The sequence below is a fragment of the Prescottella sp. GW823-FHT02E09 genome, assembly GCF_058797375.1.
Map to the genome: position 1 here is coordinate 80,623 of NZ_JBXAJP010000004.1, position 16,800 is coordinate 97,422.

At 68.8% G+C, this 16,800-nt stretch carries 21 protein-coding genes and 1 pseudogene; 9 read left to right on the top strand and 13 right to left on the bottom strand.

Annotated elements, in window-relative coordinates; translation table 11 throughout:
- Positions 1 to 138 precede the first annotated feature (138 nt).
- The 4 genes and pseudogenes from AC1RIF_RS11035 to AC1RIF_RS11050 all read left to right on the top strand — a co-directional run bounded on the left by AC1RIF_RS11035 (position 139) and on the right by AC1RIF_RS11050 (position 3,517).
- A pseudogene (locus tag AC1RIF_RS11035) lies at positions 139 to 976 on the top strand (alpha/beta fold hydrolase).
- A gap of 115 nt (positions 977 to 1,091) precedes the next feature.
- Complete coding sequence (locus AC1RIF_RS11040) at positions 1,092 to 1,865, top strand: TetR/AcrR family transcriptional regulator (RefSeq protein WP_492601415.1); 774 nt, start codon at positions 1,092 to 1,094, stop codon at positions 1,863 to 1,865.
- 53 nt (positions 1,866 to 1,918) lie between these two features.
- Entirely contained in the window at positions 1,919 to 3,340 is a 1,422-nt protein-coding gene (locus AC1RIF_RS11045; RefSeq protein ID WP_492601416.1) for an amidase, read from the top strand.
- 15 nt (positions 3,341 to 3,355) lie between these two features.
- Positions 3,356 to 3,517, top strand: a complete 162-nt coding sequence (locus AC1RIF_RS11050) for a hypothetical protein (RefSeq protein WP_492601417.1) — start codon at positions 3,356 to 3,358, stop codon at positions 3,515 to 3,517.
- 10 nt (positions 3,518 to 3,527) lie between these two features.
- On the opposite strand, the gene AC1RIF_RS11055 is transcribed toward AC1RIF_RS11050, so the two are convergent.
- Both AC1RIF_RS11055 and AC1RIF_RS11060 read right to left on the bottom strand, forming a co-directional pair.
- Positions 3,528 to 4,259: an ankyrin repeat domain-containing protein gene (locus AC1RIF_RS11055; protein WP_492601418.1), complete on the bottom strand. Its 732-nt coding sequence runs from the start codon at positions 4,257 to 4,259 to the stop codon at positions 3,528 to 3,530.
- Complete coding sequence (locus AC1RIF_RS11060; protein WP_492601419.1) at positions 4,256 to 4,846, bottom strand: GlcG/HbpS family heme-binding protein; 591 nt, start codon at positions 4,844 to 4,846, stop codon at positions 4,256 to 4,258. The genes AC1RIF_RS11055 and AC1RIF_RS11060 overlap by 4 nt, the downstream gene beginning before the upstream one ends.
- 161 nt (positions 4,847 to 5,007) lie before the next feature.
- Here AC1RIF_RS11060 and AC1RIF_RS11065 point away from each other — a divergent pair, with 161 nt between their 5' ends.
- Genes AC1RIF_RS11065 through AC1RIF_RS11075 form a run of 3 tightly spaced genes read left to right on the top strand, consistent with a single transcriptional unit; the run spans position 5,008 to position 7,309 of the window.
- Complete coding sequence (locus AC1RIF_RS11065; RefSeq protein WP_492601420.1) at positions 5,008 to 6,147, top strand: sensor histidine kinase; 1,140 nt, start codon at positions 5,008 to 5,010, stop codon at positions 6,145 to 6,147.
- Complete coding sequence (locus AC1RIF_RS11070) at positions 6,144 to 6,764, top strand: response regulator (RefSeq protein ID WP_492601421.1); 621 nt, start codon at positions 6,144 to 6,146, stop codon at positions 6,762 to 6,764. The genes AC1RIF_RS11065 and AC1RIF_RS11070 overlap by 4 nt, the downstream gene beginning before the upstream one ends.
- A gap of 2 nt (positions 6,765 to 6,766) precedes the next feature.
- Positions 6,767 to 7,309, top strand: a complete 543-nt coding sequence (locus AC1RIF_RS11075; protein WP_492601422.1) for a hypothetical protein — start codon at positions 6,767 to 6,769, stop codon at positions 7,307 to 7,309.
- A gap of 2 nt (positions 7,310 to 7,311) precedes the next feature.
- Here the strand turns inward: AC1RIF_RS11075 and AC1RIF_RS11080 are convergent, their stop codons facing one another.
- Positions 7,312 to 7,980, bottom strand: a complete 669-nt coding sequence (locus tag AC1RIF_RS11080) for a PadR family transcriptional regulator (protein ID WP_492601423.1) — start codon at positions 7,978 to 7,980, stop codon at positions 7,312 to 7,314.
- Positions 7,981 to 8,204: 224 nt separating this feature from the next.
- On the opposite strand from AC1RIF_RS11080, the gene AC1RIF_RS11085 reads away from it, so the two are divergent.
- The gene (locus tag AC1RIF_RS11085) at positions 8,205 to 8,705 is read left to right on the top strand and encodes a DUF3558 domain-containing protein (RefSeq protein WP_492601867.1); all 501 of its coding nucleotides are present in this window, start codon (positions 8,205 to 8,207) and stop codon (positions 8,703 to 8,705) included.
- A 15-nt stretch (positions 8,706 to 8,720) separates the two neighbouring features.
- Positions 8,721 to 9,092 (top strand): hypothetical protein, encoded by a 372-nt coding sequence (locus AC1RIF_RS11090; RefSeq protein WP_492601424.1) that lies wholly within the window; start codon positions 8,721 to 8,723, stop codon positions 9,090 to 9,092.
- 37 nt (positions 9,093 to 9,129) lie between these two features.
- Here AC1RIF_RS11090 and AC1RIF_RS11095 read toward each other — a convergent pair whose 3' ends face one another.
- From AC1RIF_RS11095 to AC1RIF_RS11140, 10 genes are all read right to left on the bottom strand, one after another.
- The gene (locus AC1RIF_RS11095; protein ID WP_492601425.1) at positions 9,130 to 9,960 is read right to left on the bottom strand and encodes a hypothetical protein; all 831 of its coding nucleotides are present in this window, start codon (positions 9,958 to 9,960) and stop codon (positions 9,130 to 9,132) included.
- A gap of 70 nt (positions 9,961 to 10,030) precedes the next feature.
- Positions 10,031 to 10,633, bottom strand: a complete 603-nt coding sequence (locus AC1RIF_RS11100) for a TIGR03086 family metal-binding protein (protein WP_492601426.1) — start codon at positions 10,631 to 10,633, stop codon at positions 10,031 to 10,033.
- Positions 10,634 to 10,774: 141 nt separating this feature from the next.
- The gene (locus AC1RIF_RS11105; RefSeq protein ID WP_492601427.1) at positions 10,775 to 11,410 is read right to left on the bottom strand and encodes a DUF6308 family protein; all 636 of its coding nucleotides are present in this window, start codon (positions 11,408 to 11,410) and stop codon (positions 10,775 to 10,777) included.
- A 1-nt stretch (position 11,411) separates the two neighbouring features.
- Positions 11,412 to 11,996: a hypothetical protein gene (locus AC1RIF_RS11110; RefSeq protein ID WP_492601428.1), complete on the bottom strand. Its 585-nt coding sequence runs from the start codon at positions 11,994 to 11,996 to the stop codon at positions 11,412 to 11,414.
- 233 nt (positions 11,997 to 12,229) lie between these two features.
- A complete protein-coding gene (locus AC1RIF_RS11115) occupies positions 12,230 to 13,687 on the bottom strand; it encodes a flavin-containing monooxygenase (RefSeq protein WP_492601868.1) in 1,458 nt (485 codons plus the stop codon).
- Between the two features lie 162 nt (positions 13,688 to 13,849).
- Positions 13,850 to 14,218 carry a RidA family protein gene (locus AC1RIF_RS11120; protein WP_492601429.1) on the bottom strand — a complete coding sequence of 123 codons (369 nt, stop codon included), beginning with the start codon at positions 14,216 to 14,218 and terminating at the stop codon, positions 13,850 to 13,852.
- Between the two features lie 89 nt (positions 14,219 to 14,307).
- A complete protein-coding gene (locus tag AC1RIF_RS11125; RefSeq protein WP_492601430.1) occupies positions 14,308 to 14,706 on the bottom strand; it encodes a hypothetical protein in 399 nt (132 codons plus the stop codon).
- A gap of 233 nt (positions 14,707 to 14,939) precedes the next feature.
- Complete coding sequence (locus AC1RIF_RS11130) at positions 14,940 to 16,064, bottom strand: WXG100-like domain-containing protein (protein ID WP_492601431.1); 1,125 nt, start codon at positions 16,062 to 16,064, stop codon at positions 14,940 to 14,942.
- Positions 16,064 to 16,366 carry a hypothetical protein gene (locus tag AC1RIF_RS11135; protein WP_492601432.1) on the bottom strand — a complete coding sequence of 101 codons (303 nt, stop codon included), beginning with the start codon at positions 16,364 to 16,366 and terminating at the stop codon, positions 16,064 to 16,066. Before AC1RIF_RS11135 ends, AC1RIF_RS11130 begins: the two co-directional genes overlap by 1 nt.
- Before the next feature lie 11 nt (positions 16,367 to 16,377).
- Positions 16,378 to 16,677, bottom strand: a complete 300-nt coding sequence (locus tag AC1RIF_RS11140) for an SAV_915 family protein (protein ID WP_492601433.1) — start codon at positions 16,675 to 16,677, stop codon at positions 16,378 to 16,380.
- Positions 16,678 to 16,800: the final 123 nt, after the last annotated feature.

The following is a 16,800-nucleotide window of genomic DNA, read 5'->3' on the forward strand; positions in this document are numbered from 1 at the left end:
CGCAATACCCGGCTCGGTGAACACGCCGACCGTAGGCTCGGCCTCGCATGCCGGGCTCGGGATACGAGTTCCTTTCCGGCTCAATGCTTCCGACCATTCACGCGGCGAGCTGCAGGCCGCACGAGAGACAGGATCACGATGGGCGCCCTCGACTACGCCGAGACCAGCCGCGGACCGTCCGCGACGGACAAGCTGCACTACAACGAGGCCGGTACCGGGCATCCGCTGGTGTTGCTGCACGGGTCGGGTCCGGGCGTCTCCGGTTGGTCGAACTTCTCGGAGAACCTGCCGGTGTTCGCGGAGAACTTCCGCACCATCGTGGTCGACATGCCCGGGTTCGGCGCGAGCCCCGACATGGAGTACGACCGCCCGTACCCCGAGATCGCCTCCCGGGCGATCGTGACACTGCTCGACGACCTCGGTATCGAGAAGGCACATCTGCTGGGGTAATTCGATGGGCGGCTGGGTCGCGCTCGAGACCGCGGCCCTCGCCCCGGACCGCGTCGAGCGTCTGGCCCTGATGGGACCGGGCGGCCTGTACGCGCCACTGCTGGGACCGATGCTCAGCGAGGGCGCCCGCCGCCTCGGCGCCTTCCTCGTCGACCCCACCCGCGAGGCGCTCGAGGCGTGGGTGGACTCGATGGTCTACGACCCGGCCACCGCCACGCCCCAGCTGCTCGACGAGCGCTGGGCGAACGCGACGGCGCCGCGCGCGATCGAGCGGATGCGCGCGGTGATGGCGTCGCTCGGGCTGCCCGGTAAGGCCCCGTTGTGGTCACGCACGGAGGAGATCCCGCACAGGGCGTTGGTCACGTGGGGCCGGGACGACCGCATGCTCCCCCTCGACGGCGCGCTGTTCGCGCTGCGCCGCATGCCCAAGGCCGACCTGCACGTCTTCGGCGAGTGCGGGCACTGGGCGCAGGTCGAGCGCAAGCACGACTTCGAGGCCCTCGTCACGGACTTCCTCACCCGCTGACCGACTCGAATCGGGCGCCACCGAACAAGCGCTTCATCAGCGAGACCGCCGGTTGCCCGCTGCTAGCCTCGGGTAGTACACGATCGAATCAATACCTGAGCATGAGGAGTGAGCCGTGGCGTCAGTGGGCCGGCGCGAGGTGATCCTGGCCGAATCGGCACGGCTCTTCTCCGATCGTGGCATTGCGGCGACGACGATTCGCGAGATCGGCGAGGCCGTGGGACTCAACTCGGGAACGCTCTACCACTATTTCGAGTCGAAGGACGCGATCGTCTCCGAGATCCTGGTGAGTTTCCTGACGGATCTGGTGGAGCGCTACGACTCCGTTTCCGAGCTGCCGGAGACGGCACGTGAGCGTCTCGTCCGGATCGTGCGTGTATCCCTCGAGGCAGCGGACGCCCACCCGTACGCGACGGAGATCTACCAGAACGAGTTCGCGAATCTCGGCTCGCTGCCCCGCTACACCGAGATCGCCGCCGCGGTCGAGTCGTCCCACGCGACCTGGTTCGGCGTCGTGGAGGACGGCGTCCGGGACGGCGAGTTCAATTCCGGGATCGATGTTTTCGAGTTCCAGCGCATGATGCGCGAATGCGTGTTCATGTCGGTGCGCTGGCACCGCACCACGCTCGCGCAGGATGTCGAGTCCCTGACCACGACCCTCACCACCGTCTTCCTCAACGGGTTCGCCCCCGTGCCGATCGACTCCGACGGCATCCCGCGCCCGCCCGCCCCGAAGCGGACGCGCACCAGGAAGGTCGCCGCCGCCCCCACCCCGGAGCCGACGAACCCGTCCCGCGGGGCGCAGGACATCCGGGCCGAACTCGACTCGCTGCGCACCGAGCTACGGGCGATCCGCGAGGCCATCGCGGTACGGCCCGACGCGAGCTGATCCGTCCGTCCGAATCCTCCCGGATCACACCCGCGGCGACCTAGACTCCGGACATGAGCGATGGTCCGCGGATCCACACATTCGGTGACGACGCCCTCGGCGACCTGGACGCGACCGGCGTCGCCGCACGCATCGCGGCCGGTGAGGTGTCGTCACGGGAGGTCGTCCAGGCTGCGATCGACCGCGCCGAGAAGGTCCAGGGCACGCTGAACGGGATCCAGGCCCGCGACTTCGAGCGCGCCCTGAAGCTGTCCGACACCCCACGGCGCGGTGTGTTCGCCGGTGTACCGACGATCGTCAAGGACAACGTCGACGTCGCAGGGCTGCCCACTGGACAGGGCAGCGCGGCGTTCACGCCCGGCCCCGCCGGGCGCAACAGCGACTTCGTGGACCAGTTCCTGTCGACGGGCGCCGTCTCCATCGGCAAGAGCCGGCTGCCGGAGTTCGGGTTCAGCGCCTCCACCGAGTACGCGGACGCCGATCCGGTCCGGAACCCGTGGAACCCCGAGTACTCGTCCGGGGCGTCGTCGGGCGGTTCAGCGGCGCTCGTGGCATCCGGCGTCCTGCCGTTCGCGCACGCGAACGACGGCGGCGGTTCCATCCGAATCCCGGCTGCTGCATGCGGACTCGTCGGTTTGAAACCGACCCGCGGCCGCACCGTCGCCGACGCCACCGACAAGACCATGCCGATCCGGATCGTCACGCAGGGCGCGGTCAGCCGCTCGGTACGCGACACCGCCCGCTTCTACGCCGCCGCCGAGCAGTACTACCGGAATCCGAAGTTGCCGCCGATCCGGCTGGTGGAGGGTCCGGCCGCGACGCGGCTGCGGGTCGGCGTGATCGTCGACTCGGTGGCCGGGGTGCCGCCCACCGACGACGAGACCCGCAAGGCGGTCACGTCCACCGCCGACCTGCTCGACGAACTCGGCCACCATGTGGAGGAGGCGTCGTTGCCGGTCGGCGAGGAGTTCATGCACGACTTCAAGCTGTACTGGGGCTTCCTGTCCTTCGCGATCCTCACCGGCGGGAAGCGGATGTTCGGGCCGACGTTCGACCCGAAGAGGGCCGACAATCTCAGCCGCGGTCTGGACGCGATGTACCGCAAGCACATGGTCGAGACGCCCCGCATCCTGTACCGGTTGCAGCGCACCGCCCGCATCTACGCCCGCATGTTCCAGAAGTACGACATCGTGGTCTCCCCGGCTCTCGGCCACACCACGCCGAAGATCGGATACCTCTCCCCTGCACAGGATTTCGATACCCTGTTCCAACGCCTGGTGAACTACGCGTCGTTCACGCCGCTCAACAACGCCTCCGGCGGGCCGGCCATCTCCCTGCCGCTGCACCGGACGTCGAACGGTCTCCCCCTGGCCTCGCACTTCTCGGCGAACCACGGCGACGAGCGCACCCTGCTCGAACTCGCCTTCGAACTCGAGGCCGCCCGCCCCTGGGCCCGGATCCAGGACCCCGACTGACCCCACGTCGTCGCGATGCTGCGTCTGCGGCAGGCGCTCGCGGAGGAGGGACTCGACCTGCTCGCCTACCGCAGCATGGTTTCCGACGCAACGCTTTCCGGCAACCTCGGCACCACCCTGGGCGAACACGGCCCGACCGGGTCCGCCGGCGTCGTTGCGCAGCGCAGCCGCCCCTGACGGCACGTTCTCAGTTCCCGTTCGACGCGGCCAGTAGCGCGACGATGTCGTGCTGCCCACGGTGCTGCGCGTTCTGCAGCGCCGTGAGGCCCCGCGCGTCGCGGATCGCCGGGTCGGCTCCGGCGTCGAGCAACTGCGTGACGACGTCGACGTACCGGGCCGAGCCGTCGCCGTAGACGACGGCCTCGAGCAGCGCCGTCCACCCCGGGTCATTGACATGGTTCACCGGGACGCCCGCGCGGATCAGCGTCCGCACGGTCTCGATGTGCCCGTGCTCGGACGCCGGAATCAGTGCGGTTCCACCGAATCGGTTGGTGCTGTGCATATCCGCGCCGTGGTCGAGGGTGAGCGCGAGGATCTCGTCGAGCCCCTCGGCTCCCGCGTAGAGGAACGCCGAATCCTGCATCCCGTCCTGCGCGTTCACGTCGGCTCCCGCCTCGATCAGCACGGTCGCGGCACCGATCGCGTTCGCCTTGGTCGCCTCGACGAGCGGGGTCCGGCCGCCCTCCCCGCGGGCCTCGATGTCGGCTCCGCCGGTGAGAGCGTCCCGAACCCGGACCGCATCGTCCGCCCGGGCCGCGGCGAACAGCTCCCGTTCGAGTTCCGGAGTGGACACCCGCTCGGGCGTCGCCGGGGATGCGACCTCGGAAGAGATCGGCGTGGAATGTGTCTCGGGTTCCTCGGCGCTTCCGCACGCCGCCACCGTGAACGCGACGGCGGCCAGCAGGACGGCAGCCCTCACTGCAGGCTCCCGGCGATCTCGGCGAGCCCCGCTGCGGCGCACGCCTGGTCGGCGTTGCCGTCGGGTGCACCGCCCACGCCGATACCGGCGATCGACGCGTTGCCGACCTTGACGGAGACTCCGCCGGGCAGGAACAGCGTGCCGGGCAGGTCCGCGACCGTCGGGCCGTCACCCTTCGCGCGGCCGGCGAGGTCGCTGGTGTTCGCACCGAACGCGGCGGCCGTGTAGCCCTTGGCCCGCGACGCCTCCACGGTGTGCTGGGCGGCGTTGTCGCCGCGCAGCATCGCCTGCACGTTGCCGAAGCGGTCCACCACCGAGACCGTGACGAAGCCGAGGCCGTCGGCCTGGCACTTCGCGAGCGCGGCCTGCGCGGCGCGGCCGGCGGTCGCCACGGACAGACGGTTGGCGGCGACGGTGCCCTTCTCGGCGTCGCCGGGCTGCTGCGACGAGACCGCGGCGGGTGCGACCTCGGTGGTGGTCGCGGACGCCGAGACGTCGTCGGCTGATCCGCAGGCGGCCGCGGCCAGCAGGGCAACGGTGGGGACGGCGATCGCGAGGGCTCGGGGCAGGCGGCGGGAGGTGGTCATCTTCGGTCCTTTCGAGGTGGTGAATCGAACGATTCGAGCCTCGCTCCGACGGTGGTTCGACGGCATCGCCCGCCCGTCTGCGCTGGTCTCGCCCCTTCGGCCAGGCGGACATCATCCGAATGGCCGATCCTGTCGGGCCGCGGTCTCCGTAGGATCGGGCCGTGCAGGACAAGTCGGCGTTCCACGGACCGATCGGGGTCGCGATCCACCTCTCGTTCTACGTGCTGCTCGCGGCCTCCACGGCCCGCTACCTCACGTACCACGGGTTCGGCGACCGCTGGGTCGTCATCGCGAGTCTGGTCGCCGTGCTCGCGGCGCTCTACGCGGTGATCGTAGTGACCTCGCGCCGCGGCGGCTCGTGGCAGCCGTGGGTGTGGCCGGTCCTGACTACGTGGGTGGCGCTGGTGTGGCTGGCGCCGAGCTTCGCGTGGACGGCGTTCCCGGTCTTCTTCCTCTGCACCCGCGCGTTCCCACGCGTGCTGGCGTTCCTGGTGGTCGCCGCGCTGGCGGTGTTCACCGGCATCGAGTTCGTATCGTTCAGCGGCCGGACCGAGTGGGCGGTGTTCCTGGCCCCGCTGTGTACGGGTGCGCTCATCGTCCTGGCGTACGGCCAGGTGCAGCGTGACAGCGCCGAACGTGAACGACTGCTCGGTGAGCTCGTCGCCACGCAGTCCAGGCTCGCCGAGACCGAGCGGGAGGCCGGAGTGCTGTCCGAGCGGGAGCGGCTCGCGCGGGAGATCCACGACACCGTCACGCAGGGACTCACCAGCGCGCTGCTGCACCTCGAGGCGGCCGAGGAGGTGTGGGACCAGCCGGGCTCACCCGCCCGGAACGAGGTCCGTGTCGCGACGACGTCGCTGCGCGAGAACCTGGCGCAGACCCGCGATCTGGTCCACTATCTGAGCTCCCCCGACCTCGGGACGCAGACGTTGGACGCGGCGCTGCTGGCCGCCGCCCGCGGATACGTTCCGTCGGCCCAGCTTCGGGTGATCGGCGAACCGACACCGCTGCCGTCCGCCGTCGAACATGCGTTGCTGCGGATCACGCAGAGCGCGGTGTCGAACGTCCGCCGGCACGCGGGCGCGCAGAATGTGGGGGTGACCCTCACGTATCTGCCCGACGCCGTCGCCCTGGACGTCTTCGACGACGGCGCCGGCTTCCGGGTGAGCGAGCGCAGCGGATTCGGGTTGGCGGCGATGCGGCAGCGGGTGGAGGCGCTCGGCGGGACGTTCTCGGTGGAGAGCGCGCCCGGGGAGGGCACCGTCGTGGCGGCGCAGATCCCGGTCGGGGGCGCGTCGTGATCTCCGTGCTGCTGGTGGACGACCACCTCGTGGTCCGGGCGGGACTGCGCGCCCTGTTGGATTCGCAGCCCGACATCGAGGTGATCGGCGAGTCCGACACCGGGGAGGAGGCAGTCGCGGCGGCCGCGGACCGCTCCCCCGACCTGGTGATGATGGATCTCGCGCTCGGCACCGGAATCGATGGGGTGGAAGCGATCCGACGCATCCGCGCCGCCCGGCCCGATCAGCCGGTGTTGGTGTTCACCACCTACGACACCGACGCCGACGTCGTGCGCGCGCTCGATGCCGGCGCGATCGGCTACCTGCTCAAGGACTCGGAACCGCGGGACATCTTCGCCGCGATCCGCGGGGCCGTCGTGGGCCAGAGCGTGCTGTCGCCGCCCGTCGCGGCGCGGGTCCTCGACCAGATGCGCCGACCCGACCAGGCACTCACCGCGCGCGAGGCCGAACTGCTGACCCTGCTGGCCGAGGGGCTGACCAACAAGGAACTCGGCAAGCGACTGTTCATCAGCGAGGCCACCGTGAAGACCCACCTCGCCCACATCTACGCCAAGCTCGGCGTCGACTCGCGCGCCGCGGCCGTCTCGATCGCCCTGCGGCGGGAAGGGATTCGCTGACGATGGTCGAGTTCTCCACGCTCCGCGTGCTCGGTCTGCCCAGCCTCGCCCACATCGACGTCGACTTCCTCGACGACTACCGGTTCCCCGACGGCGGCCGGTTCCCGGAGTCCTATCGGGCCTTCGTGCGAGAACTGGGCTGGGGCAGGCTGTTCGGGCTGTGGCTCGTGTACCCACCCGTGCGGGACGGCTACGCCGACGGCTGGCGGGCCCGGAGCAGAATTCTCACCGACCGCCTGCGGGAGACCTACCGCGACGGGCAGGTCGAGGAGTTCGACTGGATGGTCGAGCCGGACGGCGACTGGGCTCTGGTCGACTCGCTCCAGGTCTTCACGGTGAGCGAGAACGGCGATGTACTGCTGTGGGACACAGCCGCTCGTGACGAGCGGGGCGAGTTCCCGGTGTACTGCTCGCAGCGGATGAACTCGCTGCGCCTGCTCGGGCCGTCGCTCGAGGCGGCGGTCCGGGTGCTGCGAACCGAGGCGGCGGAGTTGTGCGGCGAGAACGAATTCGACCTCGAACCACTCCTGGCGCAGCGCCTGTAGGTTCAGGACTCCGGCGTGGGATCCGCGGCGTCGGCCTGATCGTCGTTGCCGGCCAGGATCAGGTAAAGCGCGCGCCGCGCGTCGGTGAGCACCTTCTCGGCCGCGGTGATCTGCGCTGCGGTGCCACTGGTTGCGACCTGCCGTGCCGCAGCGTGTACTTCGTGCAGCGGACCGCGCAGATCGGGCCCCTGCATCGTGGCCGCGAACTCGAAGGGATCGCCCCACGATTCGGCGTTGCCCTCGACGTGCTCGCGTCCGGCATCGGTGAGGGTGACGAGCTTGCGCCCGCCCTCGGCGGTGATGCGCACCAGGCCCTCGTCCTCCAACTGCTGGAGGGTGGGATAGATCGCGCCGGCACTGGGGCGCCATGCCCCACGGGTGCGGTCGTTGATGGTCTGCATCAGCTGGTAGCCGTACATCGGCTCCTCGTTGAGCAGGATCAGGACGGCGGCGCGCACGTCGCCGCGGCCTGCGCGGCGCGGGCCGCCGCGGCCTCGGGGGCCTCCACGGCCTCGTCCACGTCCACGCCCGCCGCGCATGTCGTCGCCGTGGCCGTCTTCCGGCCCGAACGGGCGGTGATGACGGCGACGCTGGCGGCCGACGCCTTCGGCCCACGGTCCGAATGTGTTGTCCATGTGCTCCGGCCCTCGCCGGTGGTTGGTGTTCCTCATGGGATTACTCCGTTCGATTTCGAGTGATCCACCTTGGATCGACACACTCACGATATATCGTGATCGTATCTTTGAAAAGGGTTCGGTGAATCACACGGCGCCGACACCGGCGATCTCCTGTGGAACCGGGTGCGGTCGCGGTGCGTCTGATCCAATGAGCGGGCGTCGCCGAACGAGGGGGAAACGTGAGGGATCTGGGACGGTGGACTGCCGTAGCCGTTGCTATGGGCGGGGCTCTGACCCTGGTCGGCTGCGGATCTGCCAGCGTGGAGGGTCAGGCCGAAACTCCGACACCGCAAACCGGAGAGCCGGCATTCGACCCGTGCAGTATCCCGGACAGCGTGCTCCACACGATCGGGGTCGACCCTGCTTCGGAGAGCCGCGACATCCAGGGCGTCAAGCAGCCGGGCTGGAGCCTGTGTAGTTGGAACGACCCGGACGTTTCGTTCTTCGTGACGATCTTCGCCACCGGGAGGCCGCTCGACTCGATCCTGACTGACGAGCGATTCACTGACGTGACACCGATCGATCTCGCCGGACGCGAGGCCTTCACCGTTCGCGAGACGTCGGACAAGCGCAACGAACACTGCGACGTCGTGGTAACTGCCGGGCCTGACGCTCTGATGCTCCGAACCGACCAGAGCAAGGGACTGCCGCCCTCGGAGAGTCCATGCCCGCAAGCGATCACGAACGCGCAGTTTCTCGAACCGGCTCTGCCCCTCTGACCGAAAGGCCCGACCATGTGGACCACTCCATCATGGAGCGAGCTCGGTGCGATGGTCGACGGCGGTGAACTCTTGCTCGAGCCAGGTGTCGCCGAGAAATGCGCGGCACGCTGCGCCGAACTGCACCGCGAACTGGTCATCCTCCAACGAGACGCCAAACGCCTCGCCACAGTCGACGGCCTCGGCACCCTCCCCTCCGGGGTCGCGCTGGCCCGCAAGTTCGAGCAGAAGGCGTCGGGTGGCGCCTACCCGCTCGATCAGGCGCTCGCCGATCACATCACCGTCGTCGAGCAGATGCAGTCGGTGTTCGAGAAGATCGCGGCAAGCTTCGATGCCACCGAGGAATCGAACGCGCAGAGGTTCGCCGGGATCGAGCACGGCCGCTGACGCGAAACCACGACGGCATCGGCGCAAATCCTCAGGGCTAGGTTTCGGTGAGGTCCGCGAAGTCCTCCGTGTACCCGAGCAGTAGCACCGGCGAGCTGCGCAGCACGTCCCCGAGCTCGTTCCAGGCGTCGGCGTCACCGTGCCCGTACAGCTCCCGTAGATCGGCGATCAGGGCGTCGACGTCCCGCTGCTCGGGGTCGAGGACGCTGAGGAACCCGAGCATGGACGCGCCGATCCCGGCCAGCGCGTATCCGTGCCGCTCGCCCATCCGGCGCGCGATCGCGTGGCACTCGAACGGCGTCCAGTCGCCGGCGAAGTAGCCGTTCGGGAGATCGGCGAGCAGATCGGCGTCGTCCGTGGTCGGCAGGCACTGCACGACGTGGACGTCGTCCACGACCAACCCCGGGTCGCGATTGAGCGCCACCAGCGCCTCGATGTCGCCCGGCACCGCGCAGAACGAGTTGCCCACGTCCTCCCACTGCACGGCCCGCTCCGGGTCACGGAGCGCCGCGCCGGCCGCCTCGAACACCGCGGTGTCGTAGGCGGCGAGCGCGGCGTCGGTGTCGTCGTCCGGGTACTCGACACCCCCGTCCAGATCGTGCTTGGCGCGCGCATGTCCACTCGTGTACAAGCACTGGTTCGGGTCGTCGAGCGTGAGAAAGCATCGGCCGTCGCGGTGATGCGCCGCCTCTACCCGCCGGAACGCGGCGAGCAGCGCGTCGAACGACTCCGCGTCGGTGACGAGCGCGACGCTGAGGCGGTTCACACCGCGATGCACCCCGTCCGGCAGCGCCTGCAGGACCGCGCCCTCCACTTCGCCGTAGTCCACCAGCTGTCGGGCATCGGATACGGAGCGTCCCGCTGTCACTGCTTCCTCCATCAGGGGTCGACCTTCCCGCGCGTCTCGTCGATCCATGATCGCCCACCCGGGGCAGCGGTCACCCGCGGACGACTTCCCCGGACGGCGACCAGTGCGGGTCCCGGCCCGCGTACCCGAGGAGCCGATCCAGATCGGAGGCGCCGGCCGGGACCGGGACCACCGGACCGTAGAGCCCCTCGCGCCCGGCTTCCTCCCCCGGAACCGACATCGCCTCGGCGAACCCGGTACACGCCAGCACGTCCGCGGGATCGGCTGCGAAGGACTGTCCGGTCGCCCGAGCCAGATCCCACGCGTGCAGGACGAGTTCGTCGAGTGCCACCACCCCCATCACGCCTGCGGGCATCGTCACGCCGCCCGCCTCGGCCTCCCCCTGCCACGCCTCGGGTTCTCGCCACGCGGCGACCAGAGCGTCGAGTCGGCCGGCCAGCCGCGGCCGCCAGTCGGACGGCAACGTCTCGGGGCGGGCGGAGCCGTCGGCGGGAAACGGCGCCTTGCGGGCGGCGGCGGTGAAGGCGGTGGTCAACTCGAGAAGATGCCCGACCAGCGCGGACACCGGCCACTCCGTGCACGGTGTCGGCAGGTCCAGTTGGTCGTCCCGGACCCCGTCGGCCAGGCGGGCCACCTGCTCCGCCGCCGATGCCAGGTCGTGTTCGATCGTCATGTGCGTGCCTCCGTCCGTCGAATGCCGTCTCACAGGTACCGACCGGCCGGAGGACCGAAACTCATCGACCACGCCGAACGGGAACTCGGGTACTGCGCACGGACCGAGGGCGTGCCGTGAATTCCCGTTCGTGACGGCGGATCAGTTCGGTGCTTTGAGCTGCATCCACGCGAGCACGTCGAGGACCCGGATCGGCGGGACCGCCTCGGACAGCTGTGCCCGTTCCCGCAACGCCACGAGCCGGTCGTGCAGTGCACCGTCGTCGGCCCGCAGTGCCTGCCGGACCGGGTCCAGGTGCGCCTTCTTGGTGTCGAGCACCTCTCCGACGACGCGGTCGTAGATCGGGTACAGGCGCGGCCGCTTCCGTGCGATCAGCTTCGATGCGACGGTCCGGCCGACGCTCGGGACCGTCCACAGCGCCGTCTCCAGCCGCCAGGCAGGCCAGTCGGGAGTGAGTTCTTCCGCCTCGTCGACGAGGTCGCGGTCCGGTCCGACGTCACGCAGCAGCTCCGCGAACTCGTCGCGTCGCTCGCGGAGGATGATGTCGGCGCCGTCCGGGGACACCTCGACCGAGAGGAACGTGACGGCGACGAGGTCGTCGGCGGTGAACACGTCGACGTCGCGCTGCCGCGTCCCGGTGGAGTCCCACTCGTCCCACAGCGCGCCGCTGCGCAGCCGACCGGTCTTCACCCACGGGCGGTGGAAGTACTGCTGCAAGACCTCGACAGCGGCGTCGTCGCCGCCGGACCGGAGAACCTTCGGAAGCCGAATCGTCATGTCAGTCTTCGTCCTTCATGGCGTTCAGCACGTACCGGGCGAACGCACGGTTGTGGTACTGCGCGTAGGGGCCCCGACCCTGGGCGACGAGCCGCTCGGCGAGCGGGTGGATCGTCGTCTCGTCGAGCGGTAACCCGAAGAACTGGTCGTCGGCGCCCTCGTCGGAGAGGAACCAGTCGATCACCACACCGTCGCCGCCCGCCGAGGCCAGTTCGGTTTCACGGAAGCGCAGCAGCGGATTGGACATCGCGAGACCGTCGAGGCTGTATCCGGTGCGGCGCATCAGCGCAGACTTCGACGTGTACAGCACGGTGCGGTAGTCGACGGTCTCGCCGTTCTCGGTGTAGCGCTCCACGTAGAGCACTTCCATGGGTCCGATGTTCAGCGTGAAGAGACGCTCGCTCTCGGCGGTCTTGTTCGTCGTCGGCAGGCAGGACAGTGTCCATTGGTCGACCTCGCCCGGCGCCGCGTCGTCGAACGCGGACGCGAGATAGCCGGCGATCAGGTCGACCACCACCTCGAAGAACGGTTCCTGCCGCAACAGTTCGAAGTTCGCTTCGCTCGCGGCCGGATTGATTTCACTCATCACTGTCTCTCTCGTACTGCATTGCGCATTTCGACGACGGCTGTCGGGCGCACAATCGATCGGCCACGGTTCAGGCGTCGATCGCGCCGCCCGAGGCTGCTACCACCTGTTCCGCTCGACGACAACCAGACAGAACTGTATAGAACCAGCCGTCGACGACTCGGCGCCAACCTGCCGCCGCAGCGGCGCACGAAATCCCGCCGCGGGCGTACGTGCGAGAGCGACCTCCGCCGTTACCGCACCGGCGTCGGGTCCGACGCGGAGAAGTCGTAGTCGTCGAGTGGGAAGCTCTTCGCCTCCGCGAACGCGTTGGCCGTCGAGGTCGGACGCAGCAGGGCCGCCTCACCGTGTTGGTTGAAGTAGTAGGACCGCGCCGAGCCGCAGCTGCCCCCGTAGAACACGGAGTCGTCGAGGTTCGCCGTCATCCGGTCGAGGAACCGGGTGTTGGCGTCCTCGGTCACCTCGAAGACGTCGGTGTCGCGGCGGCGCATCTCGGTGAGGAGTCGCGTCATGTGCGCCATCTGCGACTCGATCGTGGTGAAGTACGACAGTCCGCTGTACGAGTACGGGCTCGCGAGGGTGAGGAAGTTCGGGAACCTCGGCACCGCGACACCCTCGTAGGCCTGGAAGCGGTTGTCGCGCCACCACTTCCCGAGGTCGAGGCCGTCGCGTCCGATGACCTCGATGGCGGGGAAGTTCACGTCCCACAGGTTGAACCCGGTTGCCAGGATCAGGGTGTCGATCTCGGTGCGGCGGCCGTCGGTGGTGACGATCGCGTCGGGTTCGATCCGCGCGATCGACGTCGTTTCGAGGTTCACGTTCTTCTTCGTGAAGGTCCGGTAGTAGCTGTTGGAGAACGTCGGCCGCTTGCATCCGAAGTCGTAGTCGGGGGTCAGCTTGCGTCGCAGATCGGCGTCGGACACCTGGGCACGCAGGAACAGCCGTGACGCCGCCGCGGCGCCCTTGTTGAGGATCTTCGCCTGGCGGTAGTGCAGCACCGCGCTGACCATGATGCCTTCGAGGATCGTGTCGCTGACGAACCGGGCCACGCGTTGCGTCGCCGGAACGCGCGAGAAGAGTCGTTGCACGACAGCGGGAATCGGAACGTCGGCCTTCGGCACCACCCAGATCGGGGTGCGCTGGTAGACGGTGAGCTCGCTCGCCTTCCGGGCAACCTCGGGGATCAGCTGGACGGCGGTGGCGCCGGTGCCGATGATCGCGGCACGCGACCCGGTCAGGTCGATACCGTCCTCCCACGCGGTGGTGTGCAGGACGCGACCGGAGAACGTGTCGATGCCGTCGATGTCCGGCAGCTGCGGCTGCGACAGGAATCCGGTGGCGGTGAGCAGGTAGCGGCCGGTGACCTGCTCGCCGCCGTCGAGAGACACCACCCAGTGCCGTGCAGTCTCGTCCCAGCAGGCGCCGGTGACGGCCGTCCCGAACCGCATGTACCGGCGCAGGTGGTACTTGTCGGCGACGTGCTCGGCGTACCGCTTGAGTTCGGCCCCCGGCGCGAACAGCCGCGACCAGTGCGGATTCGGCTCGAAGGAGTACGAGTAGGTGACCGAGGCGATGTCCACGGCCAGGCCTGGGTAGCGGTTGACGTGCCACGTGCCGCCGAGGTCGTCCTCGCGTTCGAGGATCGCCAGGTTCGTCAGGCCGAGCCGGTTCAGGGCGATCGCCGCACCCATCCCACCGAAGCCGGCACCGACGATCACGGCGTCGTACTGCGTGTTCCGATCCACGGGTCCACCCTCCCCAGATATGTGTCACCCCAAGTGTCACTCATCTGAGCGGGTGTGGCCAGGGTTTCGGTCGATCAGTTCGCCGACGCCCGCACCGACCGCCTGGTCTCAGCTGCGGGTGTCGACCGCGGCGACGGCGTCGATCTCGACCGTCGCGCCGTACGGGAGTCCGCTCACCTCGACGAAGGTACGGGCGGGGCGTGGGGCGTCGAAGAGTCGCTCGAACTGTCGGTTCGCCTCCTCGCGCAGCGACAGGTCGGTCACGAAGTAGGTGAGCTTCACGACGTCGTTCAGTTCGCCGCCGACGGTGGCGAGCCGGTCCACCATTCGGTCGACGGCGGCGTCGAGCGCCTCCATCCGACCGGGCACCGGAACTCCGGTCGCGTCGACGGACAGTGCGCCGGAGACGAACGCAAGCCCCGCGGCGACGAACGCCGGGCTGTACGGGTGGTCGGCGGAAACCTCGGTCATCGACATCGAGTACTCCCTCTGCGGTAGGCAGCAACGAATTCACCCAGACCATAGCCCGCGGTGGATCAGAGTGCAGAAAGCCCACAGACGGTTGGCTAGGACCGATCGAGATCGTCCGGCAGTTTCAATTCCGTCCGTGCGTTCGTACTGATCTCACATCTCCCCGACGCCACCGAGTGCAGGATCCCGTTGTACACCAGATCCCACATGAGAGGGTTCGCCTGAAACTCACGCAGGCGGAGAGAATAGATCTGCCGCCCGGACGAGTCCTTCAACCGCAGAACACGATTCAGCCCGCTGATCGACAACGTGATCTCTACCAACTCGTACGAGTCGACCCACGACTTGTCGACCTGTACCCATGTGGCGCCCGCCGCAAGCCAATCACCCCGAAACCGCCAATAAAGGAAGGAACAGAACACAAGTGCGAACGCCCACGGTTGCCACAACAAGACCCAACTCGTTCCGTTCACCAACGTTGCGAAGACGACCATGACGCCCAACATGACAGCGATGCCCTTGCTGCGCTCCCACCGTGTCGGCTGCGACCACTCCAGGATCGGGCCGAGGTCTGTCGGCGGATTGGCGGGCGGCCGCGGGGTCCGCCCAGTAGGTGTCATCTCGTGGGCCGACGACTCGCCGCGAGGCGCCGAAGGTGGGCGTGGCTCACCGGTCTCACGGTCGGGCACTGGTGGCAGAACACGACGGCCCTCCGAACTCGACACTGTCAATCCCCCCAAATCTGCTGTATCGCATAACCCGTTCCCCACGACACGAGAGCGCCGACGCCGACCGCGGCGATGGTCGCGGGCCCACCCGCGACGCTCGCGAGGATCAAGGCCGTTGCACCAGTGCCCGCGATGAACCCACTGGTGTTCTTCGCAACCGCGAGCGCTGCATCACCGCCATCCTGCGCGTTGGCGACGTCGATCGCTGTCTGAAAGCCGGTCAGGCCCACGCCGACCACCGGAATCTTGGAACCCACCTTCGAGATCGTGGAGGCCCCCTCCTCCATCACTGGGCGCGCGAGGAACCTGACGAAGCCGTTGTCCGTCGCCCCTGCCACGAGTCTGCCGTTCTGAGAAATCACTCTCGCCGCGTCGTCGGCGGCGGGCTGGAAGGTGGTGACGGCCTTGGCAGCCGTGGTTTCCCAGTACGGGTCGCCGCTACGGACAGCTTCGGCGGCGATGGACCGGAATTTGTCGAGTTGTCCTGCGCGGACCTCGGCGACCTTCGACCAGGTCCCTACTTCAGCGGCGGCGGTTCCGATGTACCCGTTGACGGCCGCGGCGGCCATCCAGTACCACTGACCGCGCATGTCCCGCACCGCGGCACTGGTCTGTTCGAGGATGCCCGCCAGCACGGCATGAGCGTTGGATTCGGCAGCCCGACCGCTGCGCGCCATCTCCGCCGCGTCGTCGAACGCCGCGCACTGCTGCGCGTATCGAACCTCGGCGTCGATGTCCCCGGCACCGACGGCAATCGGGGCCGGATCCTCGACAGCGCCGGGTGCACCGCCGGGACCGGCCTGCACACGCAGGCCGGCGGCAGCTGCGATCTCGGCGGCCTGCCGCATCCTGTTCGCCGCCGTTTCGAGGTCGTCAGCGAACGCCCGGATTGCCGCCGCGGCGGCCGCTGCCGACTCGGCCGTCCGGCTTGTTCCTCGTTTCATCTCGGCGACACGGTCGCGGAATTCGTCCCCCGCCGTGCCGACCCATTCGGACTCGGACTTCCCCTGCGCGCCGTCGAAGGCGCCGGCACGCTCGGTGACACCGTTCGCGAGAGCCTGTAGGCGATCAGCGCACTCGCGGCATGCCGCCGGATCACCGGGAACGAATAGTGGGATCGGCATCAGGGCTCCCCCCGCTGGACCGGGAACAGACCGGACACGTCGAGGAACCGATCACCGGTGCCCAGATCGGCGTCGCGGAACGCGGTGTGGTTCGCGTCGACGGTGTCCGCAGCGACCGCGGCCGAGGTGGCCACGGTCGACATCATCTCCGCCACCGCGGTCAGCAGATCCGCGACGACTCCGGTCGACGCGCCGGCATCCGGCACGTTCGGGGCGTCGGCGCTCATCGCCTCGAAGCCCTCCGCCCCGGAAACCAGGATGCGGGCAACCGCTCCGAGGTCGCCGACCTCGACTCCACTCATGTTCTTCCCCCCTATGCCCGGCTCAGCCACGACGGCGGCAGGTGATCCCCCGGCTCGTCGTCGACGTGAACCGGCGCGTCCTTCTTCCAGTGGTCGAGTGGCAGTTTCGCGTCGAGCAGCACGACGTCGTATCCCGTCGCCCGCTCGACCTCCCGCAGGCCCTCGTCGTCGACCGCTCCCCACGGCTGGTGTGGTCCGCAGCAGCTCACCAGCTGTTCCAGCGACGTGTACGCCGGCAGTGCGAGGCGACCGTCCGGCAGACGGCGCAACTCCAGGTGGGCGGCGGAGCCGGGCCGACCCGTGACAGGCACATACAGAACGTCGCGCCGCTGATTTTCCCCCGACTGCATATGTCTCCTCCCCAGGACACTCGCCGACCACGGTAGCGGCCTCCGTGACGAAGCCCACGGACAGCCTGCGCGCTTGGCAATATG

Coding starts and splice junctions, on each gene's coding strand:
- AC1RIF_RS11045 (WP_492601416.1), top strand. CDS start 1,919: ATGAGCGATGGTCCGCGGATCCACACATTCGGTGACGACGCCCTCGGC.
- AC1RIF_RS11050 (WP_492601417.1), top strand. CDS start 3,356: ATGCTGCGTCTGCGGCAGGCGCTCGCGGAGGAGGGACTCGACCTGCTC.
- AC1RIF_RS11060 (WP_492601419.1), bottom strand. CDS start 4,846: ATGACCACCTCCCGCCGCCTGCCCCGAGCCCTCGCGATCGCCGTCCCC.
- AC1RIF_RS11075 (WP_492601422.1), top strand. CDS start 6,767: ATGGTCGAGTTCTCCACGCTCCGCGTGCTCGGTCTGCCCAGCCTCGCC.
- AC1RIF_RS11080 (WP_492601423.1), bottom strand. CDS start 7,980: ATGAGGAACACCAACCACCGGCGAGGGCCGGAGCACATGGACAACACA.
- AC1RIF_RS11085 (WP_492601867.1), top strand. CDS start 8,205: ATGGGCGGGGCTCTGACCCTGGTCGGCTGCGGATCTGCCAGCGTGGAG.
- AC1RIF_RS11090 (WP_492601424.1), top strand. CDS start 8,721: ATGTGGACCACTCCATCATGGAGCGAGCTCGGTGCGATGGTCGACGGC.
- AC1RIF_RS11100 (WP_492601426.1), bottom strand. CDS start 10,633: ATGACGATCGAACACGACCTGGCATCGGCGGCGGAGCAGGTGGCCCGC.
- AC1RIF_RS11105 (WP_492601427.1), bottom strand. CDS start 11,410: ATGACGATTCGGCTTCCGAAGGTTCTCCGGTCCGGCGGCGACGACGCC.
- AC1RIF_RS11110 (WP_492601428.1), bottom strand. CDS start 11,996: ATGAGTGAAATCAATCCGGCCGCGAGCGAAGCGAACTTCGAACTGTTG.
- AC1RIF_RS11115 (WP_492601868.1), bottom strand. CDS start 13,687: ATGGGTGCGGCGATCGCCCTGAACCGGCTCGGCCTGACGAACCTGGCG.
- AC1RIF_RS11120 (WP_492601429.1), bottom strand. CDS start 14,218: ATGTCGATGACCGAGGTTTCCGCCGACCACCCGTACAGCCCGGCGTTC.
- AC1RIF_RS11125 (WP_492601430.1), bottom strand. CDS start 14,706: ATGGTCGTCTTCGCAACGTTGGTGAACGGAACGAGTTGGGTCTTGTTG.
- AC1RIF_RS11130 (WP_492601431.1), bottom strand. CDS start 16,064: ATGCCGATCCCACTATTCGTTCCCGGTGATCCGGCGGCATGCCGCGAG.
- AC1RIF_RS11135 (WP_492601432.1), bottom strand. CDS start 16,366: ATGAGTGGAGTCGAGGTCGGCGACCTCGGAGCGGTTGCCCGCATCCTG.